Source organism: Pseudomonas sp. M20 (assembly GCF_045037865.1).
In the GTDB taxonomy this organism is placed as follows: Bacteria; Pseudomonadota; Gammaproteobacteria; order Pseudomonadales; family Pseudomonadaceae; genus Aquipseudomonas.
In genome coordinates this window covers 3404661-3427365 of record NZ_CP173611.1, presented here as the reverse complement: position 1 = coordinate 3427365, position 22705 = coordinate 3404661, and the positions used below count along the sequence as shown (strand labels likewise).

The 22705-nt window shown below is 60.1% G+C and carries 22 protein-coding genes; 13 read left to right on the top strand and 9 right to left on the bottom strand.

What is annotated here, in order from left to right:
• Positions 1 to 2: 2 nt before the first annotated feature.
• From ACI514_RS15200 to ACI514_RS15190, 3 genes are all read right to left on the bottom strand, one after another.
• Positions 3 to 896 carry an SMP-30/gluconolactonase/LRE family protein gene (locus ACI514_RS15200; protein ID WP_405121958.1) on the bottom strand — a complete coding sequence of 298 codons (894 nt, stop codon included), beginning with the start codon at positions 894 to 896 and terminating at the stop codon, positions 3 to 5.
• A complete protein-coding gene (locus tag ACI514_RS15195; protein WP_405121957.1) occupies positions 893 to 1735 on the bottom strand; it encodes an NAD-dependent epimerase/dehydratase family protein in 843 nt (280 codons plus the stop codon). Before ACI514_RS15195 ends, ACI514_RS15200 begins: the two co-directional genes overlap by 4 nt.
• 94 nt (positions 1736 to 1829) lie before the next feature.
• Positions 1830 to 2555 (bottom strand): oligogalacturonate-specific porin KdgM family protein, encoded by a 726-nt coding sequence (locus ACI514_RS15190; protein WP_122597771.1) that lies wholly within the window; start codon positions 2553 to 2555, stop codon positions 1830 to 1832.
• 362 nt (positions 2556 to 2917) lie between these two features.
• On the opposite strand from ACI514_RS15190, the gene ACI514_RS15185 reads away from it, so the two are divergent.
• From ACI514_RS15185 to ACI514_RS15145, 9 genes are all read left to right on the top strand, one after another.
• Positions 2918 to 4072 (top strand): mandelate racemase family protein, encoded by a 1155-nt coding sequence (locus tag ACI514_RS15185; RefSeq protein ID WP_008079679.1) that lies wholly within the window; start codon positions 2918 to 2920, stop codon positions 4070 to 4072.
• Positions 4073 to 4144: 72 nt separating this feature from the next.
• On the top strand, positions 4145 to 5755 hold the full coding sequence (locus tag ACI514_RS15180; RefSeq protein ID WP_405121956.1) for an ABC transporter substrate-binding protein: 1611 nt from the start codon (positions 4145 to 4147) through the stop codon (positions 5753 to 5755).
• Positions 5756 to 5839: 84 nt separating this feature from the next.
• Complete coding sequence (locus ACI514_RS15175) at positions 5840 to 6853, top strand: ABC transporter permease subunit (protein WP_016987798.1); 1014 nt, start codon at positions 5840 to 5842, stop codon at positions 6851 to 6853.
• 42 nt (positions 6854 to 6895) lie between these two features.
• A complete protein-coding gene (locus ACI514_RS15170; protein WP_186613534.1) occupies positions 6896 to 8506 on the top strand; it encodes an ABC transporter substrate-binding protein in 1611 nt (536 codons plus the stop codon).
• A gap of 69 nt (positions 8507 to 8575) precedes the next feature.
• Positions 8576 to 9493, top strand: coding sequence for an ABC transporter permease (locus tag ACI514_RS15165; protein ID WP_034152645.1), 918 nt, complete (start codon positions 8576 to 8578; stop codon positions 9491 to 9493).
• An 11-nt stretch (positions 9494 to 9504) separates the two neighbouring features.
• The gene (locus tag ACI514_RS15160; RefSeq protein WP_026000816.1) at positions 9505 to 10344 is read left to right on the top strand and encodes an ABC transporter ATP-binding protein; all 840 of its coding nucleotides are present in this window, start codon (positions 9505 to 9507) and stop codon (positions 10342 to 10344) included.
• Positions 10345 to 10354: 10 nt separating this feature from the next.
• Complete coding sequence (locus ACI514_RS15155) at positions 10355 to 11131, top strand: ABC transporter ATP-binding protein (RefSeq protein WP_405121955.1); 777 nt, start codon at positions 10355 to 10357, stop codon at positions 11129 to 11131.
• 23 nt (positions 11132 to 11154) lie between these two features.
• Positions 11155 to 11523: a 5-carboxymethyl-2-hydroxymuconate Delta-isomerase gene (locus tag ACI514_RS15150; protein ID WP_160057190.1), complete on the top strand. Its 369-nt coding sequence runs from the start codon at positions 11155 to 11157 to the stop codon at positions 11521 to 11523.
• Between the two features lie 13 nt (positions 11524 to 11536).
• On the top strand, positions 11537 to 13354 hold the full coding sequence (locus ACI514_RS15145) for a glycosyl hydrolase family 28 protein (RefSeq protein ID WP_160057191.1): 1818 nt from the start codon (positions 11537 to 11539) through the stop codon (positions 13352 to 13354).
• 8 nt (positions 13355 to 13362) lie between these two features.
• Here ACI514_RS15145 and ACI514_RS15140 read toward each other — a convergent pair whose 3' ends face one another.
• Positions 13363 to 13641 carry a hypothetical protein gene (locus tag ACI514_RS15140; RefSeq protein WP_160060068.1) on the bottom strand — a complete coding sequence of 93 codons (279 nt, stop codon included), beginning with the start codon at positions 13639 to 13641 and terminating at the stop codon, positions 13363 to 13365.
• A gap of 378 nt (positions 13642 to 14019) precedes the next feature.
• Between ACI514_RS15140 and ACI514_RS15135 the strand changes: the two genes are divergently transcribed.
• Complete coding sequence (locus ACI514_RS15135) at positions 14020 to 14349, top strand: hypothetical protein (RefSeq protein ID WP_160057192.1); 330 nt, start codon at positions 14020 to 14022, stop codon at positions 14347 to 14349.
• Positions 14350 to 14406: 57 nt separating this feature from the next.
• Here the strand turns inward: ACI514_RS15135 and ACI514_RS15130 are convergent, their stop codons facing one another.
• Positions 14407 to 14820: a VOC family protein gene (locus ACI514_RS15130; RefSeq protein WP_160057193.1), complete on the bottom strand. Its 414-nt coding sequence runs from the start codon at positions 14818 to 14820 to the stop codon at positions 14407 to 14409.
• 223 nt (positions 14821 to 15043) lie between these two features.
• Between ACI514_RS15130 and ACI514_RS15125 the strand changes: the two genes are divergently transcribed.
• Positions 15044 to 16855, top strand: coding sequence for an ABC transporter ATP-binding protein (locus ACI514_RS15125; RefSeq protein ID WP_160057194.1), 1812 nt, complete (start codon positions 15044 to 15046; stop codon positions 16853 to 16855).
• Here ACI514_RS15125 and ACI514_RS15120 read toward each other — a convergent pair.
• From ACI514_RS15120 to ACI514_RS15110, 3 genes are all read right to left on the bottom strand, one after another.
• On the bottom strand, positions 16852 to 17796 hold the full coding sequence (locus ACI514_RS15120) for an alpha/beta hydrolase (RefSeq protein WP_160057195.1): 945 nt from the start codon (positions 17794 to 17796) through the stop codon (positions 16852 to 16854). The two genes, ACI514_RS15125 and ACI514_RS15120, sit on opposite strands and share 4 nt — an antisense overlap.
• A gap of 112 nt (positions 17797 to 17908) precedes the next feature.
• Positions 17909 to 18907: an NAD(P)H-quinone oxidoreductase gene (locus ACI514_RS15115; RefSeq protein WP_405121954.1), complete on the bottom strand. Its 999-nt coding sequence runs from the start codon at positions 18905 to 18907 to the stop codon at positions 17909 to 17911.
• 60 nt (positions 18908 to 18967) lie between these two features.
• Positions 18968 to 20167 (bottom strand): YbfB/YjiJ family MFS transporter, encoded by a 1200-nt coding sequence (locus ACI514_RS15110; RefSeq protein ID WP_405121953.1) that lies wholly within the window; start codon positions 20165 to 20167, stop codon positions 18968 to 18970.
• Between the two features lie 111 nt (positions 20168 to 20278).
• On the opposite strand from ACI514_RS15110, the gene ACI514_RS15105 reads away from it, so the two are divergent.
• Both ACI514_RS15105 and ACI514_RS15100 read left to right on the top strand, forming a co-directional pair.
• Positions 20279 to 21154: a LysR family transcriptional regulator gene (locus ACI514_RS15105; RefSeq protein WP_160057198.1), complete on the top strand. Its 876-nt coding sequence runs from the start codon at positions 20279 to 20281 to the stop codon at positions 21152 to 21154.
• 249 nt (positions 21155 to 21403) lie between these two features.
• Positions 21404 to 21799 (top strand): hypothetical protein, encoded by a 396-nt coding sequence (locus ACI514_RS15100; RefSeq protein ID WP_160057199.1) that lies wholly within the window; start codon positions 21404 to 21406, stop codon positions 21797 to 21799.
• A 49-nt stretch (positions 21800 to 21848) separates the two neighbouring features.
• Here the strand turns inward: ACI514_RS15100 and ACI514_RS15095 are convergent, their stop codons facing one another.
• Positions 21849 to 22571, bottom strand: a complete 723-nt coding sequence (locus ACI514_RS15095; protein WP_160057200.1) for a pirin family protein — start codon at positions 22569 to 22571, stop codon at positions 21849 to 21851.
• Between the last annotated feature and the right edge of the window lie 134 nt (positions 22572 to 22705).

Here is a 22705-nt window from a genome sequence, read left to right as displayed (position 1 = left end):
CCTCAGGCGCGGGCCTTGGGTTCAGGCAGGCCTTGAACGCCCGGATTGAGGGCGAACACTCCGCCCGCCAACGGCTGGTCGGCGAGGTCGATGCCTTGCGGGCGAATCGAGGTGACAAACAGGGTGTCGAGCCGAGGGCCACCAAAGGCACACATCGTCGGTTTCTTCACCGGTACCGGCAGCGCGCGATCCAGTTTCCCCTGCGGGGTAAAGCGCAGCACCAGGCCGGCATCAATCGCGCAGATCCAGTAACAGCCGTGTGAGTCGACGGCGGCACCGTCCGGTCGACCGGGGTGGTCGTTCATGTCGACGAACAACCGGCGGTTGTGCGGCGTGCCGCTGTCGATGTCGTAATCGAAGGCCCAGATCAGTTGACGACTCGGGTGCGAATCGGACAGATACAGGATGCTCCCGTCGGGACTGAACGCCAGGCCGTTGGGCACTACGAGGTCCTCCAGTTGCGGCGCGAGCATCGATGCATCATTCGGGTTTTGCGCGTCGTAGCGATACAGCCCGCCGACCGCCTCGGCACCCATGGCGGTTGGCATCGAGCTGGCCCAGAAGCGTCCCTGACGATCGCAGCGACCATCATTGAAACGCATGCGCGGGCGGGCGTGCTCGACGCCGATGAGCTTTTCGGCAGCCAGACGTCCGTCAGCCTGCGGGCACAGTTTGAACAGGCCACTTTCCTGCGCGCCCAGCCAATGTCCCGCTTCGCTGCGGGCGATACAGGCGAGCATTTCGTCCGCCTGCCAGCAGTCGGTCTGGCCGTCGAGCTGCCAGCGATGCAAGCGGCCGGCCGGAATATCCACCCAATACAAGGCATTTTCGTCGGCTTGCCAGACCGGGCTTTCACCGGTGGCGTTGCGCGCATCGACAATCAGTTCGGCACTCATGAGTGCGTCTGCGCCGGCGTTTCAAACGGACCTGCAGCGGTAAAGGCGCCGCCCTGATACAAGCGGTCGGGGTGGTCGGCAGCGAGTGCCGGTTGTTGTTCGACCTTTGCGCGAAAGGCTTCGGAACTGTCCTGCGGCGCAAAGCCCAGGTGCGCGGCGTAACGGTTGCTCCACCACTGATCACGGTTGGCGGACACCCCGTACACCACGCTGTGCCCGACATCGCTGGCCAATAGTGCGCGGGCGATCAGATGCTCCAGATCGGTATAGCTCAGCCAGGTCGCCAGCATGCGCAGGTTGCGCGGTTCGGGAAATGAGGAGCCGATGCGCAGGCTCACTGTTTCAATGCCATAGCGGTGGAAATAGAACGTTGCCAAGTCCTCGCCGTAAGCCTTCGACAAGCCGTAATAACCGTCCGGGCGCCGCGGCGAATGGGCGTCGATCTGTTCGTCCTGCGAGTAGAAACCGGTGACGTGGTTGGAGCTGGCGAAGACGATGCGCTTGACTCCGTGCAGACGCGCGGCCTCATAAACATGAAAGGTGCCGCGAATATTCGCCTCGAGGATTTCTTCGAAGGATCGCTCCACCGAGATCCCGCCCAAATGCACGATGGCATCGACGCCCTCGACCAGCGCGGCGACAGCGGCCTTGTCGCTTAGATTGCAGTTGATCACTTCGTCATGCGCGCCGCGACTCGGCGCCATCGCACTGATGTCCGAGGCGCGGACGATGTCGGCGTGAACCTGCAGGGTTTCGCGCAGAATCTGGCCGAGCCCACCGGCGGCGCCGGTCAGCAGAATACGGTTGAAGGGTTTGGCTTGCGTAGCGTGTGTGGTCATGGTCGGGTCTTCCATTACGCGGGGGAGAAAGGGGGAGCGGCGGGGGGGCTGCCCGACAAGCGATGCGCGCTCGCCAGGCAAAGCTGCACGCGGCTTACATGAAGTTGTACTGCACGCCCAGACGCCAGCGAGCCTGGCGGTCGGGTGAGGTGGACTCGACTTTGATGTCGCCGATTTCCATGAAGGGCGCCCATTGTTTGGTGAGCTTGTATTTGACGATCAGGTTCTGTTCGTAGTCGCTCTTCTTGTTGTCGTAGCGGATGTAGTCGGTCTTGAAATAGATGAACTGATATTCGTAGGCCCACTTGTTGGCTGGCGTATAGCCGAGCCAGCCTTCGAAGCGGTGGGTGGTCTGGTCATCCTTGTAGTGATCGGGCATGTCTTTGTTGACCTGATCGCGATCGAGTTTGCGCAGGTCCAGGCGATAGCGCGTCGCAACGTAAAAGGCGTCGTCGATTTTGTAGTTGTACTTGAGGCCGAACTTGTAGGCGGTCGCATCCTTGGAGCTGTCCATCTGAAACGCCGGGGTCAGCGTCGACTGTGCGCTGAGCTTGTAGTTGTAGCTCACCGTGAACTCATGGCCGTTGTTGACCATGTTGTCGTAGGCGACATCTTTGCGGTCACCGGCCGTGCGGTATTTCATCTCCGCCTCAAACCCCAGTCCACTGTCCAGGCGGTAGTTGAGCTTGATTCGGTCGGCGTGGGCGCTGTCCTCCTCGGTGTACTGGTGGCGGTAGTTGAGGCTGGCGGAGTCAGCGTTGACAGCGAAGGGCAGGCCGAGGGCCGCGACAGTGACGAGCGTGCGTAGGGTGGTGTTCATACGGTCTTCTTTTTTTGTTTTTGTTAGGGTCGTTTGACGAGTACTACAGGCACCGCGATGTTGCGTATGGCTCTCATTTGAGGCGCAGATATAAGTTATCGTACGACAAGATGACTCGTCTACGTGATTTTGCTTGTTTAGAAACATATTGATACATATATGCCCTATGAATAGGGTTCTAAAGCAAGTCCTGTTATTCCGTAGTCATCTTTAAATATGGCGCTTTGCTGGACGTTTAGCCGCAAAGGCTTCGATTGGAAGAGGTGTTATTGGGTCTTTTCAAGTGTTGTACGATGACCTATGATCGGTCGCAACCCGACGACACTCCTGTCACAAATCCAATAAGAAGGCTCAAGACGTCCATGAGAATCACAGCAGTCAACGTCCAGGTTTTTTCCTATCCCACCCGCCGCGCAGTCGACAGCGCCGGTCATGCTCATCCTGGTGATGTCAGTCAGGCGCAAATGGCGTTGCTGCGCATCCAGACCGAAGACGGCAAGGAGGGTTACGCCCTCGGTGCGCCGGAACTGATTCGTCCTTATGTGCTGGATGGTTTTGTGCGCAAGGTGCTGGTCGGGCAGAACGCCTTTGATCGCGAAAAGATCTGGCATGACCTGGCGCACTGGCAGCGTGGCAGCGCCAGCCAGTTGACTGATCGCGCGCTGGCGTTGGTCGAGCAGGCGTTGTGGGATTGGGCGGGGCGCAAGCTCGGCGTGCCGGTGCACAAGTTGATCGGCGGTTTTCGCGACAAGGTGCCGGCGTACGGCTCAACCATGTGCGGCGATGAATTGCCTGAGGGCCTGGCGACGCCGGAAGATTACGGACGCTTTGCCGAAACGCTGGTCAAGCGCGGCTACAAGGCGATCAAGTTGCACACCTGGATGCCGCCGGTCTCGTTCGCACCGAGCCCGCGCATTGACGTCAAAGCCTGCGCGGCGGTGCGCGAAGCGGTGGGCCCGGACATCGCCTTGATGCTCGACGGTTATCACTGGTACAGCCGCACCGAAGCGCTGTACATCGGACGTGAACTGGAAAAACTCGACTTCGCCTGGTTCGAAGAACCGATGATGGAAGAGTCCGCCGAATCCTATGCCTGGCTGGCGGGGCAACTGGACATTCCGGTGCTCGGCCCGGAGACCCTGTCCGGCAAACACCTGAGCCGGGCCAGTTGGGTCAAGCACGACGTTTGCGACATCCTGCGTGCCGGCGTCGCCGGGGTCGGCGGGATCGGGCCTTGCCTGAAAGTCGCGCACATGGCCGAGTCGTTTGGCATGGATTGCGAAATTCACGGCAACGGCGCAGCCAACCTGACAGTGGTTGGCGCGATCAAGAACTGCACCTGGTACGAGCGCGGTTTGCTGCACCCGTACCTGGATTACGACGAGGTGCCGGCGTACCTCAAGCGCCTGGTCGACCCGATGGACAGCGACGGTTTTGTGCATTTGTCCGACCTGCCGGGTCTGGGCGAAGACATCGACTTCAACTTCATCGAGATGAACACGCTTAAAAGCTTCTGACGTGTACGCGGGCTGCCCGGTGCATGCCGGGTTGTCCGAGAGCCCTATAAATATAAGAAAGGCACTCTCGCTATGAACATTCTTCCTTCGCTGTGGGCGCGGGTTCTGGCGGCTACCCTGACGGTGACCGCGCTACCTGTCGTGCATGCCAAAACCCCGGCCGATCAATTGATCGTCGGCATGAGCATGATCAATCTGCTGTCCCTCGACCCGGCGGCCGCCACCGGCCTGGACGTGTCGGAGATCAATGCCAATCTCTATGACATGTTGCTGGTGCAGGACGTCGCTGCGCCGGATCAGCTGTTGCCGGCACTCGCCGAGCGCTGGCAAGTCAGCGACGACCGCAAGACCCTGACCTTCAATCTGCGCCAGGGCGTGCAATTTCAATCGGGCAACCCGTTGAGCGCCGAAGACGTCGCCTGGTCGTTGCAGCGCGTGCTCAGACTCAATCTCGCATTGGCGTCGACCTGGAAGGCTTACGGTTTTACCGCCGAGAATGTCGAGCGTTCGATGCGCGCGACTGATGCCAATACCTTCGTCATCGAATTGCCGCGCCCCACCGATCCACAGTTGGTGCTCAACACGCTGGCGACCTCGCCAAGTGCCTTCATTCTCGACCGCAAAAAAGTCCTCGAACACCAGAAGAACAATGACCTGGGCGCCGCCTGGCTGGTGACGCACGCCGCCGGCAGTGGTGCCTTCGTGCTCAATGACTGGCGGGCCAACGACGTGATTCTGATGAGCCGTTTCGACGGCTACTGGGGTGGCCCGGCCAAGCTCAAACGCATCGTCATGCGCAACATGACCGAGTCGCAGTCGTTGCGGCTGATGATCGAGCGCGGTGACCTCGACATCGCCAAAGGCATGTCGGCGCCGGACATCCAGGCCTTGCAGAACAGCGACAAGGTCCGCACGCAAACCCTGCAACGCGGCACGCTGTATTACGTCGCGCTGAGCGTGAAGCAGCCAATGTTTGCCGACGCGCGCGTGCGCAAAGCCGTGCGCTCGTTGATCGACTATCAAGGCATCAACCAGACCGTCATGCCGCACTACGGCGTGATCAACCAGCGCCCGATGCCGTTGGGACTGGCCGCGCGCCTGCCGGATCCCGGTTATCGACTGAATGTCGATGAGGCAAAAAAACTTCTCGCTGACGCCGGTTACCCCAACGGGTTCAAGACCAGCATCCGCGTGCTGGCCGAGCCACCGTTCATCAACATTGCCTCCAACCTGCAATCGACGCTGGCGCAGGCCGGGATCGAAGCCAGCATCATCACCGGCACCGGTAACCAGATCTACGGCGCCATGCGTGAGCGCAGTTTCGACATCATCGTCGGCCGTGGCGGTGGCGGCGCCGAACGTCATCCTCATTCGAGCCTGCGCACGCTGGTGTACAACCCGGATAACCGTGACGAAGCCAAGCTGAGCAACTTTCAGGGCTGGCGCACTTCGTTCTACAGTCCCGAGTTGAATCAGTTGATCGAGAGTGCCGAAGTCGAGCCCGATGCGCAGAAACAGCAGGCGCAGTATCAGGACATCCAACAGCAACTCGATCAGCAAGTGGGCGCGATTCTGCCGGTCTCGCAGATGACCGACACGGTGCTGGTCTACGCCGATGTTGCCGATTTTCAGGGGCACACGGCCGCGACCACGCGCTACAAAGACGTCTACAAAAAACGCTGAAATGCACGGACGAACTTCGCGTGCCGGGTGCACCGGTGACCGTTTTATCAGGAGCTGACTATGTTTGTTATGACTGCCTCTGCCATGGGAGCCCGCGCCTCCAATACTGCGCGGCGTGCCAGCACGGTACTGGTGACGTTGCTGGGCCTGCTGGCGCTGACGTTTATCATCGGTCGGGTCATGCCGCTCGATCCGGTGCTGGCGGTTGTCGGGCCGGATGCCGACAGCTCGACTTACGATCAGGTGTACCGGGCGATGGGGCTGGACAAGCCGATCTGGACCCAGTTCGGCCTGTACCTCAATGACTTGCTGCACGGCAATTTCGGCAACGCGCTGTTGACCGGGCACCCGGTGCTCGATGATATCCGCCGAGTGTTCCCTGCCACCATCGAACTGGCGACTCTGGCCATCCTCTTCGGTGTGCTGATCGGTTTGCCGCTGGGCGTCTGCGCGGCGAGTAATCAAGGGCGACTGGGCGATCATGTCGCGCGAGTGATAACCCTGTTCGGCTATTCCACGCCGATTTTCTGGCTGGGCATGATGGGCTTGCTGGTGTTTTACGCCTGGCTCGGCTGGGCCGGTGGCGCCGGTCGCATCGACCTGGCGTACGACGGCATGGTGCCCGAGGTCACCGGGCTATTGCTGATCGATTCGAGCCTGGCCGGTGATTGGGAAGCCTTCGCCAGCGCCTTGCGCCACATCGTCTTGCCGGCGCTGATCCTTGGGCTGAACTCGGTGGCTTACATCAGTCGGATGACCCGCAGCTTCATGCTCGAGCAACTGTCTCAGGAATACATCATCACCGCTCGGGTCAAGGGTTTGTCGCGTCGCCAGGTGGTCTGGGGTCACGCCTTTCGCAACATCCTCGTGCAACTGCTCACAGTGGTGGCGCTGGCTTACGGCTCGCTGCTCGAAGGCGCGGTGCTGATCGAAACGGTCTTTGCCTGGCCGGGTTTCGGCCAGTACCTGACCAGCAGCCTGATGCTCGGCGACATGAACGCGGTGATGGGCTGTGTGCTGGTGATTGGTTTGATTTTCGTCGCGCTCAACCTGATCAGCGATGCCTTGTACAAGGTCTTCGACCCGCGCACCCGTTAACACGCCTGGCGGCACCAAAACTATAAAAACAAGGATTTTTCAATGACGACTGCATTTACCAAACTGCACGCTGGCCTGTTGGCGGCGATCCTGGCGCTGGTGCCGATGACCCAGGCCAGCGCCAAGACGCCGGCCGATCAACTGATCGTCGGCATGAGCATGGTCAACCTGTTTTCCATCGATCCCGCCAACGCACCGGGCCTCGACGCTTCCGGCGTCAATGCCAATCTTTACGACACCCTGGTCAAGCGTGATCAGGGCAATCCGGAACAGCATCTGCCGCAACTGGCCGAGCGCTGGACGATCAGCGACGACGGCAAGCAGATAACCTTTCATTTGCGTCAGGACGTGAAGTTTCACTCCGGCAATCCGCTGACCGCTGAAGACGTGGCCTGGTCGTTGTACCGGGTGATGAAACTGAATTTCGGCCTGGCCACGACCTGGAAAGCCTACGGTTATAACGTCGACAACATCCAGTCACTGATCCGTGCCAGCGATGCCCACACGCTGGTTATCGACTTGCCGCAAACCATGGACCCACTGTTATTGATTGACTCGCTGGCGATCTCGCCGAGCGCGGTGGTGATCGATCGCAAAACGGCTTTGGCGCATGAGAAAAACGCTGACCTCGGTGCTAACTGGCTGGTGACCAACGAGGCCGGCAGCGGCCCCTTTGTACTGAGCAAATGGACCGCGAACGACTCGTTGTTACTGACCCGCTTCGACGGTTACTGGGGTGGTGCTGCCAAGCTCAAGCGCGTGGTGGTGCGGCACATGACCGAATCGCAGTCGCTGCGCCTGATGCTGGAGCGCGGTGACCTCGATCTGGCGTATGGCATGGCCGCACCGGACATCCGCGCCATCGACGGTTCGGAAAAAATCCACGTGCAGTCACTGCCGCGCGGCACCATGTACTACGTCGCGTTGAGCATGAAACAGCCCGAATTTGCCAATCCCAAAGTGCGCGAAGCGGTGCGCAACCTGATCGACTACAAGGGCCTCGACGAACAGGTGATGCCGTATTACGGCCAGCTGAATCAGCAGCCGATGCAACTCGGTCTGGCGGCGCGCCTGCCGGATCCGGGTTATCACATGGACGTCGCCAAGGCGAAAAAACTCCTCGCCGAAGCGGGTTATCCGGACGGCTTCAGCACGACCATTCGCACCTTGTCAGAGCCGCCCTTCATCGACATCGCCGCGCGTCTGCAAGCGACGCTGGCCGAGGGCGGGATCAAGGCCAGCATCGTCAACGGCACTGGCAACCAGGTGTATGGCGCCATGCGCGCGCGCAACTTCGACATCATCGTTGCGCGCGGGGCCGAGCGCTATCCGCATCCGTATTTCAGCCTGCGTACGTTTGCCTACAACCCCAACAACAGCGATGACGCCGGCCTGCCGAATTTCCAGGGCTGGCGCGCGTCGTTTTTCAGCCCGCAGCTCAATAGCCTGATTGATCAGGCCGGGGTCGAACGCGATGCCGGCCAGCGCCTGAACCTGTATCACCAGGCGCAGAAAATCTACGACGAGCAGGTCGGCCCGATCATGATGATTTCGCAGATGACCGACACCGTGGTCAGCGCCGCCGACGTCAAGGGCTTCGCCGGTGATGATGCCGAGGCCACGCGCTATCTGGGTGTCTACAAACAACGCTGAACGCTGAACGCTGCCCGGTGCGTCGGCGTACGCGCCGGGTGATCCTCAATTCAATCCGAGAACATGCCCATGATTGCCAACATGTCTTCTACTGATTCGAGCGCCAAGCGGCGGTCGGATCGTACCCCCGGATCCAGCTTCGATGCCTTCTGCAAAAGTGCCCTGAAAGTCTTGCGGCACCTGCTGCGCAACCCGATGACCCTGGCCGGATTGCTGGTCGCGCTGGTGCTGGTGGTGGTGGCGTTGTTTGCGCCGTGGATCGCTACCCATGATCCGGTGGCGCAAAACCTCGCCAATGCCCTGCAGGCACCGGGCGCCGCGCACTGGTTCGGCACCGATGAATACGGCCGGGATATCTTCAGTCGGCTGGTCTACGGCTCGCGCATCACGCTGTACATCATCACCCTGGTGACCGTGATCGTCGGCCCGATCGGGCTGTTTATCGGCACCGTCTCCGGCTACTACGGTGGTGTTGTCGACACGGTGTTCATGCGCCTGACCGACATCTTCATCTCCTTTCCCAGCCTGGTGCTGGCGCTGGCATTTATCGCGGCGCTCGGTCCGGGCCTGGAACACGCAGTGGTAGCGATTGCGCTGACGTCGTGGCCGCCGATTGCGCGACTGGCGCGGGCTGAAACCCTGTCGTTGCGCAAGGCTGACTTCGTCGTGGCGGTCGAGCTGCAAGGGGCTTCGTCCACGCGAATCATCCTGCGGCACATTGTGCCGATGTGCATGTCGTCGGTGATCATCCGCCTGACCATGAACATGGCCGGGATCATCCTCACCGCAGCGGCTTTGGGCTTTCTCGGCCTCGGTGCGCAAGCGCCGTCGCCGGAGTGGGGCGCGATGATTTCCACCGGGCGCCGCTACATGCTCGAGTGCTGGTGGCTGGTGGCTGTTCCGGGGGCCGCAATCATGTTGGTCAGCCTGGCTTTCAACCTGTTGGGCGACGGCCTGCGGGACATTCTTGATCCGCGCAGCGAGTAATCGGAGGCTGTATGTCTGCAATCAAATTGAACGTCGAAGGGCTCAATGTGCGCTTCGTCAATGCTCAGAAAGAAACCCATGCCGTGCGCGACGTGTCCTTCACCCTCGGGCGGGAAAAACTCGCCATTGTCGGTGAGTCGGGCTCGGGCAAATCGACGGTCGGTCGCAGCTTGCTGAAGCTGCACCCGGCCAGCGCGCGGATCACCGCCAAGGCAATGCAGTTCGGTGAAGTCGATCTGCTGTCAGCCGGCGAAAAGGTCATGCAGAAGATTCGTGGTCAGCGCATTTCGATGATCATGCAGGACCCGAAATACTCGCTGAACCCGGTGGTCAAGGTCGGCGATCAGATTGCCGAGGCGTATCTGGCGCACCACAAGGCCAGCCGCAGCGAGGCCCGCGAGCGGGTGCTGGAAATGCTCGAAAAGGTGCATATCCGTGATCCGCAACGGGTCTACAACCTTTACCCGCATGAGGTTTCCGGTGGTATGGGTCAGCGCATCATGATCGCGATGATGGTCATCACCCGGCCACAGGTGATCATCGCCGACGAGCCGACCTCGGCCCTTGATGTGTCGGTGCGTCAGCAAGTGCTCAACGTGCTGGAAGAACTGGTCGAACAGCAGGAAATGGGTCTGATTTTCGTCAGTCACGACCTCAACCTTGTGCGCAATTACTGCGACCGCGTGTTGGTGATGTACGCCGGCAGGGTGGTCGAATCGCTCGCCGCCGGTGACCTGCAACATGCGCAACATCCCTATACCCGCGGCCTGATGGCGGCGTTGCCGAGCATGGACAACCGTCGCGAACGGTTGCCGGTGTTGCAACGCGATCCACTGTGGCTGACTTGCTGAGGAATCGACCATGTCCATGATCCAAGCACACGCGCTGAACCTGAGTTTCGGCGCCGGCCCGGCCCTCAATCAGGTGCTGCACGACGTCAACCTCAGTGTCGCCGACGGCGAATCCTTCGGCCTGGTAGGGGAGTCCGGCTCCGGCAAGACCACGGTATTGCGCTGCCTGGCCGGGCAGTACCGGCACTGGACCGGCGAGTTGAGCATTGCCGGCGCGCCGCTGCAGCACAAGATTCCCAAGGAACATTTCCGTCAGGTGCAGATGGTGTTCCAGGACCCTTACGGCTCGCTGCATCCGCGCCACACCGTCGACACGGCCCTGCGTGAGCCGCTGATTATTCACGGCGTGCGCGACAAGGACGACCGGATCAACGAGATCCTGCTCAAGGTCGGTCTGAACGACAGTTACCGTTTTCGCTATCCGCATCAGTTGTCCGGTGGCCAGCGCCAGCGCGTGGCGATTGCCCGTGCGCTGATTCTCGAGCCGCGCGTGTTGCTGCTCGATGAGCCGACTTCGGCGCTGGATGTCTCGGTGCAGGCGGAGATTCTCAATCTGCTGGCGGATTTGCGCCGGCGCGAGAAACTCACCTACCTGATGGTCACTCACGATCTGGGCGTGGTCACGCATCTGTGTGATCGGGTGGCGGTGATGCAGCTGGGCAAGATCGTCGAGCTGCTCGACAGTCAGGCGCTCAGCCAGGATCTGGCAAGCCACGCCTACACGCGGATGCTGGTACAAGCCAGTCGTGATTTCAGCCAGGAATCGGCGCGCCAGCTCGCTGGTTGAGCCGATCCATCAAGGAGCGCGACATGCCGCATTGTCTTATCGATTGCCCGCAAAGCCTGGCCCAGCGTGTCGGCGAGCAAACCCTGCTCGCTGCCGTGCATGACGCCCTCGATGCCTTCGGCCTGTTCAAGGCCGGGGACATCAAGGTGCGCCTCAACACGTTCGAGCATTACCGCTGCGGTGCGGGCGCGGACGATTTTGTCCATGTCGTCCTGTCGGTGTTGTCCGGGCGCAGTGCTGAACAGCGCCGGCGTCTGGCCTCGGCGACCGTGGCGGCGCTGGTCGCTTTGCTGCCGGACGTCGAATCGCTGTCGATGGAGGTTGTGGAAATGCCCCGCGAGACGTTCGTCAACCGCAGCCAATATTTGCAAGAAGCCGGATTGTCGGCCTGAACAAGGAGTGCTCATGCCTTATCGATATGTTGTTCCGACGCAGCGCAAAAAGCCTTTGGCCTTGTCGCTGGCAGCCACGTTGACGCTGGTTTGCAGTGTGCCGTCGTGGGCGCTGGAGGCGCCGGTAAAACTGCAGGTGCCGACGCTGGCCTACGATGATCAGCAGATCATCCTGGTCTGGGAGAAGCCCGCCGATCACGCCGATATCAGCGACTACCGGGTCTACGCCAACGGTGTGTTGCTGGGCGGCAGCAACGCCAACAATTACCGCGTCTCGCCGGCCAAACCTTACATTGATCGATTCTACGAACAGGATGTTGCCGGTTTTCATCATCGCATTGGCATTCACAGTTACACCGCGCAAGGCTTGAAAGCGGATACGGCCTATCGATTCACCGTGCGTTCGGTGGGCACCGATGGCACAGAGTCGGCCGACAGTCCGGCCGTTGTACAACGGACGAGCAAGGTCGCCGCCGTGTTCGATGTGAGGAAATATGGGGCCAAGGGTGACGGCAAAAGCCTCGATACTTTGGCGATCCAGAACGCCATCGACGCCTGCACCCCCGGCTGCAAAGTATGGTTGCCCAAGGGCACCTATAAAAGCGGGGCGCTTTACCTGAAGAGCAACATCACCGTGGAAATCGCCGAGGGTGCAACGCTGTTGGGTTCCGAGCGTGCCGAAGACTATCCGTTGGCTGGCTACATCCAGTATCCGTATTCGAGCACCGTGCGCCCGGCGTCGCTGATCAACGCCTTGCCGCGCGATCCGCGGCAGCACCAGTCGTTCGAAAACATCCGTATCGTCGGCAAAGGCACGATTGACGGCAACGGCTGGAAACGCCGCGCTGATGTCGTCGACGAACGCGGTCAGCCATTGCCGTTCTACCTGCCCAGCGACAACACCCGCTACCAGCAGGACGGCATTCTGGCCAAGGCGCAAGTCGAGCAAGCGGTGGCGCGCGGCATGAACGTCAAGGACGCCTACGGGCAGATGCGCTCGTCGCTGATCACCCTGCGCAACGTCAAAAACGTGTTCTACGGCGGTTTCACCGTGGTGAACCCGGCCTTCCACGGAATCATGAACCTGGAAACCGAAAACGTAGTGCTGGCCAACACCACGCATAAAACCTACGACGCCAATAACGGCGACGGCATCGAATTCGCCAACAGCAAGGGCGCAATGGTCTTCAACAACTTCTTTGATACCGGCGATGACTGCGTCAATTTTGCTGCGGGTACCGGGGCGGATGCCGTGCAGCAAAAGCCGCAGGAAGATGCCTGGATCTTCAATAACTACTTTCGCAAGGGTCACGGCATGGTGGTTGCCGGCAGCCATACCGGCGCGTGGATTCAAAACATCCTCGCCGAAGACAACGTTTCCGATGGCACCGATGCCGGCCTGCGCATGAAGAGCACCAACTTCATGGGCGGCGGCGCGCGTAACGTGATCTTCCGCGACTCGGCGATCCGCAATACGCTCAAGCAGGCGTTCATTTTTACCCTCGACTACAACGATCCGAATGCCAAGCTGGATTACCAGCGCTCAACCATTCCCGGGCAATTCCGTGATATCCGCATCGCCGACGTGAGCATCGAAAATGCCCAGGGCAAAGCGATCGAGGTCAAGGGCGACAGTCAGCACAATGCCTGGCATCAGGGATTGGTGTTCGAGCGCGTGCGCTTCAGTGGTCCGGCACAGGCGCAGATCGACGGGTTGAAGGATTCGCTGTTCGACCATGTGTCGTTCAGCGAGTACGGTGCTGCCAACCCGTGGCAAGTCACCGGGAGTGTCGGGCTGACGTTCAAGGATGTGCAGCCACCACCACCGTAGAACCCTGATCAAGGTTTCGGCGATTTACCGAGGTCTTCCGAGTCGCTTGAAGTGGCTGCATCTTTTGCCGTTTCATGCGACTCGGCGCCGGAGTTCGAGCCCGACGCCTCTTCACCTTTCTTGTCGGCCTTGTCTGCGTTGGATTGAGCTTTGCCGGCTTGATTCACGCCGGGAAGCGCGGTGGGCGGCGCGGCAGACTCGTCAGCCGTCTTAGCGGCTGCCGAGGCGAAAAGCGGGCAGGCCGCGAGCAGGCTGGCCAAGGTGATCGCTGCAATTTTGCTGTTCATGATGGTCGTCTTCCGGTCGAGGCGGATGGTGATCATTGGAGGCGCCCGGCAAGCGAAGGTGCCCGCTGCTGGACGGGCGGTCAGTCGCTGCTGTTCGCATCACGCGAGGTCGACGATCTGGCTCCACTCAAGCCCGAACCGGCCGAGTGAGCGAGGTGTTTTTGCCGGATCGCATCGATTGTCGGGTGGAGGGCGCGGGTCGATTGCGTGTTGAGGTCAGCGCCAATTGATAGTCAGCCTAGGGGCGGTGGGATTTCATCAGGAAACCCCACTGCCTTTTTTACGTCCGTAAAAAATCGCGAAAGGCGGCAAATTGCTGGCCCCCGGATTTTTGCTTCCCCGGCAAAATCGCCTTTTTTCAGAAGGTTAGGTTGGCTTATGCGGACGATTGTCATCACCGTTGCAACGCTTTCCCTGGCTGTTTTCGCGGTGGGAGTGCAGGCGAAAGAGCTGAGTAAAAGCCATCGCTTTGCCTGCACCTGGGGCTCGGACATTGCTGCCGGTGCCCAGCAATCGAAGTTGGCGGGCGTCTCGCTGTACGGCGCACGCAAACAATTGCAGGTGCGCCGGTTCCAGCAACCGTGGATGCGCATGACCGCGATGGGGATTACCGAGCAAACCTACAACAGCACGTCGAAGCTCAAGCCGGCGGCGGTCAAACAGACGTATTACGAACAATGCGTACGCCACGAACTGGCCCAGCGATAACGCAGAAAGCCCAATCTTTTCAGGTTGGGCTTTTTCATGCCTGAGGAAATGTCAGGGTTACTTTTCGCTCTCGCAATTGACCATCCACGATACGCCAAAACGATCCACCAGCATGCCGAAGCGCACCGCCCAGAAGGTCGCTTCCAGCGGCATATCGACGCGACCGTCCTTGGCCAGAGCGTTAAACACCTGCTCGGCTTCAGCAATGCTGTCGACATTCAGTGAAATCGAGCAGCCGCTCATGCCCTGAGTCGGGCGGTCGGGCGTGGTGTCCGAGGCCATGATCATCTGATCACCCACTTTCAAACAGGTGTGGATGATCAGAGAGTGATGCTCTCTGGGCACATGTTCGGCGGCAGGTGTTTCGCCGAACGTCATCATCGCCTCAAGCTTCCCTTGCAAAGCTTGCTCGTAAAAGGTGAAGGCCTCACGGCAGTCACCATTGAAGATCAGGTACGGGTCGATTCTCATGTCTCTGCTCCCGGCAGTCAGGCGCGGAGCGTGGCGGGGGGGCGCCGGGTTCCGCGTAGGGCGGTTAAAACATAGCAGAGCGTTGGACGCCGGAAAGGCCTGAGTCTTCCAGATGTTTTTGTTCTGAAAAGCGCGTCGACAATAACGCGCTCGTCGTTTGAAGTTCAGTCGTAGCGCTGGAGTACCATAACGCACCGCCATCGCCTGCCGAGTCCAATGCCCCATGCCTGATCTATCGCGTTTCACCTCTTTTTTCGATCAGGCGCTGCGAGCCTTGCGGCTGGTTTGGGGGACCTCGCGAGGCTTGTTTCTGGGGCTGGTGCTGGCAACGTTGGTGGCCGGGTTGCTGCCGGCACTGGCGGCATGGTTGGGGCAGCAGATTGTCGATGCCGTGGTGGCGGCGATGCAGTTGCACGCGCAACACGGCAGTGCGCCGCTGTGGCCGGTGTTGCGTTATGTGTTGTTGGAGGCCGGGGTGTTGGCGCTGTTGTCCGGTACACAACGGGCACTGTCGGTGCAGCAGTCGTTGTTGCGGGTGCAACTGGGGCAGAAGGTCAATACGCTGATCCTGGAAAAAGCGCAGACCCTGTCACTGGTGCAGTTCGAGAACTCCGAGTTCTACGACAAACTCGTGCGCGTGCGTCGCGAAGCGTCGACCCGGCCACTGGCGCTGGTCATGAAGTCGTTGGGCTTGATTCAGAACCTGATCATGCTGATCAGCTTCGGTGTGCTGCTGGTGCACTTTTCCCCTTGGGCGCTGGTGCTGCTGGTGGTCGGTGCGTTGCCGGTGTTCTTTGCCGAGGCGCATTTTTCCGGTGACGCCTTTCGGTTGTTCACCCGCCGCGCGCCGGAGAGTCGGCAGCAGAATTACATCGAAACCTTGCTGTCCCACGAAACCTATATCAAAGAGGTCAAGCTGTTCGGCTTTGCACCGTTGTTGCTGCAACGCTACCGCGACACGTTCGCCAGGCTGTATGCCGAAGACCGGCGTTTGACACTGCGGCGCGATGGCTGGGGTTTCGGCCTCGGCCTGCTCGGTACTGCGGCATTTTACGTGGCCTATGCCTGGGTGGTGATCGATGCCGTGCATGGCCAGATCAGCCTCGGCCAGATGACCATGTATCTGGTGCTGTTCAAGCAAGGCCAAAGTGCGGTGAGCAGCAGTTTGAGTGCGATCAGTGGCCTGTACGAAGACGGCCTCTATCTGACCAGTCTTTATGAATACCTGGCCGAACCGGTGCAGGCGGATACCGGCCACCTGACGGTTGGAGCGTGCCCGGGCGATGGTTTGCGTTTCGAAAACGTCGGTTTCCGTTATCCCGGTGCCAGTCGGCCAGCACTGGAAAACATTGACCTGCAACTGATGCCAGGCCAGAGCATGGCGCTGGTCGGCGAGAACGGTTCTGGCAAGACCACGCTGATCAAGTTACTGACCCGGCTCTACCGCCCTGATCAAGGGCGCATTCTGCTCGACGGCAGCGATTTGCAGGATTGGCAGGAGACCGCATTGCGTCGGCGTATTGGCGTAATTTTCCAGGACTATATTCGCTACCAGTTCAGCGTCGGCGAAAACATCGGCGTCGGCGACACCTTGGCGTTCAACGATTCGCAACGATGGAAAGAGGCGGCTGCCCAAGGCATGGCGGCGCCCTTTATCGAAGGACTGGACAAGGGCTATGCCACGCAGTTGGGACGCTGGTTTGCCGGTGGCCAGGAATTGTCTGGCGGGCAGTGGCAGAAGATTGCCTTGTCCCGCGCGTACATGCGCCGTGAGGCCGACATTCTGATCCTTGATGAGCCGACTTCGGCGCTCGACCCGGCAGCTGAAGCCGCGGTGTTCGAGCATTTCAGCCAGCACAGCGAAGGGCGCATGACCTTGCTGATTTCCCATCGCTTTTCCAGCGTGCGCAATGCCGACCACATCATCGTGCTGCAACAAGGCCAAATCCTCGAGCAGGGCGGCCACGATCAACTGATAGCCGCTGCCGGGCATTACGCGCAACTGTTTGATTTGCAGGCGCGCGGCTACCGTTAAGTGTCCCGTCCGCTGCGCACGGTTGTCGGCCCGGCCACCCTAGGGACGGGCTTGCTCTGCATCAGGCTGTCGAGCGCCTTGCGGTAATTCTGCCCGCCGAGCGCCATGCTGTTGTTGTGCGTCGCGCCAGGCACCAGCAACAGGCGTTTGGGTTGTTGCGCGGCGTTGAACAATTGCTCACTGAAACGTGGTGGCACGAAAGCGTCAGCCAGACCGTGCACCACCAGCAGCGGCATGTGAATGTCGGCGATCTTGTCGATCGAATCGAATTTCTGCGACAGCAGCCATCGTACCGGCAGTGAAGTGTTGGCCACGGACGCGGCGACATCCGCCAGCGTGGTGAAGGTGGACTCGATCACCAGTCCGCGCACTGGCAGTGCGGAATGATCGCGGGCGGCTGTTTGCCCGAGTTCCGCCGCCAGATCGATCGCCACGGCGCCGCCCAGGGAGTGCCCGTAGATCAGGCGTTTGGCCGGATCCGGTTGCAGCAGCTTGAAGCGCTCCCACGCTACTCGCGCATCTTCGTAAACACTGCTTTCCGACGGCAGATCACCGTGGCTCTTGCCAAAACCACGGTAGTCGATGGCCAGCACCGAATAACCCGCCGCGCGCAATTGTTCGATGCGGAACAGTTGCCCGGTGAGGTTCCAGCGTACGCCGTGCAAATAAAGAATGGCCGGCGCACTGGCCTTTTCCGCCGGCCACCACCAGGCATGAATGTTCTGCCCGGCCTTGAAACTCTTCGGTTGCAGGTCGAGTTCCTGCACGCTGCCGGGCAAGCCGTGATACCAGCCGGCGGTGCCCGGCTCAATGCGAAACAGCAATTTGCGCTCGGTGTGTTGCAGCACACCACAACTCGCCGGCACGCCGATAATCAGCGCGGCCATGCAGGCGAACGCCAAACGGCGGCGTCGTAGACGCGTCATGAAGGACTGGAACATTAAACGTTTCACCAAGGCGCAGCCAAAGAACGCTTTTTACCAGATGGCTCGGCCTGCGCGTGAATTTTTCGACCACCGCCCCGGCGCAACGATTACCAAATGCTGCAAGGACTCACACGACCTGCAGAACGATCTTGCCGATATGGTCGCCAGCCTCCATGTGCGCGTGGGCCTGAGCCGCGTCGTTGAGTGAATAAACCTTGTCGATCATCGGCAGGCAGCGCCCGGCAGACAGTGCCGGCCATACGTGCTCACGCAGTTGATCGGCAATCGCGGCTTTTTCGGCAGCGGTGCGGGCGCGAAGGAGAGATCCGGTAATGACCGCGCGTTTGGCCATCATCGCCAGCAGATCAAAGTCATTGGCCCGTGCGCCGCCAAGGAAACCGAGCATGACCAGACGGCCATCCATCGCCAGGGCGCTGACGTTATCGTTGAGATACGAGCCTCCCATGATGTCGAGGATCACATTCACACCTTGGCCAGCAGTTTTATCGGTGATGACCTGTGCGAATTTCTCATCGCGGTAATTGATCGCTTCGCCACCCAGATCGCGAATTGCCGCGCATTTGTCCGGGCTGCCGGCGGTGGCAAACGCTTCTATACCGAACTCGCGGCAAAGCATCAGCGCAGTAGTGCCTATACCGCTGGTGCCACCGTGAATCAGCGCGCGTTGACCACGGCTGGCGCCGCCAAGGCCGAACAGGTTGGCCCACACGGTGAAGAACGTTTCCGGGATCGCGGCCGCCTGGACCCAGTCCACGCCATCAGGAATCGGCAGGGTTTGGCCGGCCGGTACGGCGCAGTATTCGGCATAACCGCCGCCATTGGTCAACGCGCAGACTTTGTCGCCCACGGCGAATTGACTGACACCCGCCCCGAGTGCAACGACTTCGCCGGCAACCTCCAGCCCGGGGATCGGGTTCATGCCGGGTTTCATCGGGTATTTACCGGCACGCTGCAAGGCGTCCGGCCGGTTGATCCCGGCGGCGTGTACGCGGATCAGCACTTCGCCTTGTGCCGCGACCGGCAGCGGCACGCGTCGCGGTTGCAAGACTTCGGGGCCTCCGGGTTCGGTAATTTCGATTCGGGTCATTTCATTGGGCAGGGACATATCGTTTCTCTTGGCTTGAGTTGTGTAGGTGGGAGCCTGCCGGGCAGGCAATGATTCCCTTCAATTTGCGCAGCAGCGCGGCTCAACCGGGGCGGGCAGCCATTTCATGGCCTGCTCCAGCAGCAACGCCACGACGATCGCACCAGCGGCAATAACGAACAACAACGCGTGGTGGCCGCCGCTGGCATTGAACAGCGCCGAATAGGCAAATCCGGCCAACGCCTGAAACGTGGCGAACGACACCGTGGCGCGGCTCCAGGCGATTTGCTGGCGATGGTGCTCCGGCACCAGTTCATGCACCCGGGCCAGCGCCAGCGGCACGATGCCGGGCGGAAATGAACCGAGAATCACCGCCAGCAACGCCAACGCCAGAAACGAGTGGGAGATCGCCAGCAGTCCGAGGGTAATCGCCTGCACTACCAGCACCAGACGAATGCTCGACCGTGCACCCAACTGATCGGCGAGAAAGCCATAAGTCACTGGCCCGACAATCGCACCCAAGCCATACATCACCCATACCAGCGCACCGATATGCGCGCCGGCGCCGAGTCCACGCGCCACGTAATCCACCAGAAACACCATCGCCGGCACCAGACCGGCGGCCATAAAGGCATATTGGGCGAACAGCACGTAGACCGCGCGCGGCGTCGGTTCAACGGACGCCGTTTCGTGCGCAGCCACCGGGTGCGCAAAATCGGACGGCCAGCCGAACCAGCTCAGCGCAGTCAGCAACAGGGCCAATGCGCCCAGGCCCAGCCAAGTCGCCTGCAAACCCAGGCTCAACAGCGGCGGCACCAGCGTCCCGGAGCCGGCAATGCCGAGACCGATGCCGAGAAAAATCGCACCACTGGCCAACCCTTTGCGTGCGGCTGGAACATGCGGCAATACCGTCGCCGCAACCAACACCATGATCGCGCCACCGGCAATCCCCGACAGCAGCCGCCAGCCGAAGAACCAGCTCACCGACAAGGGAAATGCACAGGCAAAAAATGCGGCGGTGACGATCAGCATCATCAAGCGCAAGGCATTTTTATTGCCGAACTGGCGCGCTGTCGGCCGGCCGAGCAGGGCGCCGATCAGATAGCCGACCAGATTGGCCGCACCGAGGTAGACCACATCATCGGCGCTGAACCACTGCGCTTCAATCAGCGCAGGAATCAACGGCGTGTAAGCGAAACGTGCCAGTCCGATGCTGACCAGGCTGGCGCAGAGGCCGGCGAAGATCGGCAGCCAGATACCGGTGGAGGTTGAAGTGCGCATGATAGCGATCTCGCGGAAGGTTTATGGCGTTCAGCATATCGGCTATCTTTGCTGCGTTAATGCAGCGATTAAGCGGCACGCTGATGCGTATTTGCATCATACGGAGGCAGCATGAATTGGGATGACGCACGGGTATTTCTCGCCGTTTGCCGCGAGTCGACGCTGCGCGGGGCCGCACGGATTCTGGGGGTAGATCAGGCAACCGTCGGGCGGCGGATCACGGCGCTGGAAAAGTCCCTGGGTGCGACGTTGTTTTTGCGCACCTCCGACGGCTACGCGTTGACGGCCGTCGGCGAAGCGGCGCTCAAAAGCGTGGAGAAGATGGAGCATTCGGCACTGGAGCTGGAGCGGCAGATTCAAGGCCTGGACGATCGCCTGACCGGCACGGTGCGCGTCAGCACCACGGATTCGCTGGCCATCGATTTCCTGATTCCGGCGATCGCCCGTTTGCACGAGCAGCACCCGGAAGTGCGGGTGCAACTGGATGCGTCCACGCAAATCCTCAGCCTGGCCAAGCGCGAGGCGGATATCGCCGTGCGCAACACCCGACCGGACAATCCGGATCTGATCGCTCGGCGAATTGCTCGATGGCCGGTGGGGCTGTTTGCTTCCCAAGCGTATATAGACGCCAATGGCGTGCCGCCGCCGGGCACGGCGTTCGAAGGGCATGATCTGGTGGTCTATCAACCGTATCTGCAAAGCAAAAAGGACCTGACCCTGGTATCGGAACCGCTGAGCCGCGGCCGGATAGTCGCCAGCCTCAGTTCCAGTTTGCTCGTGCGTCGTTCGATTGCAGTAGGGTTGGGTGTAGGAGAAATCCCGGTGTACATGGGCGAGCGCGATGGCCTGATCAGGCTTTGGCCGGAGCGCACCACGCCATTGCCCTATGAGGTATGGCTGGTAACCCACGCGGACCTGCGCCATACCGCGCGGGTGAGGGCGGTGATTGAGCAGATTGTCGACGTGTTCGCGTCGGAGAATGAGTAGGTAGATGCTGTTTTGGCAGGGCTACAACCTCTGACGAAACGGCCTACACCAGAGGCAGAATCTCCCGGCTTGTGAGCCTGTTGGATGGGGCCTATTGTTTCGGCATGTCGGTGAGGGGCGCAGGACTCGCACTGATGTTGATACCAGGGAAGGTATTGGTAAACCCAGGAAGGTGCCGAATTGAGAACCACGGAATTCAGTCAAAATCCAGTCAGTGACCTATCGAGTAAAGGTCGGAATACTCAAACCATGAACGCTATAAGCCGTGAAGAGTTCAATGCCAGGATCGAGACCATTGAGACGAGGATGGATGCTCGGTTCGAGGGTGTGTCGGCAAAAATCGATGCTTATCTTTTGACTCAGGCGGAGAGGGACAAACGATACGATCTGATGTGGGACGGTGTACAAAAAATCGCCGAAGACTCAAAAGAAGCCATCAAACAAGCCTCGACAGTGAAGGCGCATTACTGGGCGACGACAGCCGTCCATTTCCTTGGAATGATCACCGTCGTCGTGGGGGCGCACTTCGCCAATCAGGCAGCGGTGTTAACCACCTTGCAGACGACACTCGCTGCGATCCAGGCAGGTAAAGATATAGGCGCACCAAGACCTGCTTCGCAACAAGCACCCGAATCAGCACAATAGAAAACGGCCTTCAAAGAAGGCCGTTTTTCGTGAGCATTGAAACACCGCGTTATGGCATCTCTGGCAATTCCTGCGGCCGCAGGTCGAATACCAGCACTTCGGCATCGACACCGTTGCTCAAAGTCAGCAACTGTTCCTCGCGAATCCGCACGCCGTCACCTTCGCGCAGTGACTGGCCGTTGAGTTCAACGCTGCCACGTGCGACATGCACATAGGCATAGCGGTTGGCCGCCAGTTCCAGCGTGGCGCTTTCCTTGCCGTCGAACAGCCCGGCGAAGACCCGTGCATCCTGACGCACCTTGAGCGAACCGTGCTTGCCGTCCGGCGAAATGATCAACTGGAGGCGACCGCGTTTTTTCTCGGCGCTGAAATGCTCCTGTTGGTAGCGCGGTTTGGCGCCGGCAACCTCCGGCACAATCCAGATCTGCAGGAAGTGCACCGGTTTGCTCGCCGAATGGTTGAACTCACTGTGCGCCACGCCGCTGCCAGCGCTCATCAATTGCACGTCACCCGGGCGGATGACCGAGCCGGTACCCAGCGTGTCCTTGTGTTCCAGCGCACCTTCCAGCACGTAGGAAAAGATCTCCATGTCGCGATGCGGGTGCTGGCCGAAGCCTTTACCGGCGGCAACGCGGTCGTCGTTAATCACCAGAAGGTCGGAAAAACCCTGTTCACGTGGGTCACGATAGCTGGCGAAGGAAAATGTGTGAAAGGACTTCAACCAGCCATGATTGGCGAGGCCACGATCGGAGGCTTTGCGAAGGGTCAGCATGATGAAATCTCCTTGCAGGACGTGAATTCGTCCGAGTGAGGAGAAGGTTACTGGTTACTGTTCGGCGCAATAAGTAGATGAAAATTGAAAGACTGTCCTGATCAGGTTGACAGTTGTGCGATGCTGTTCACACA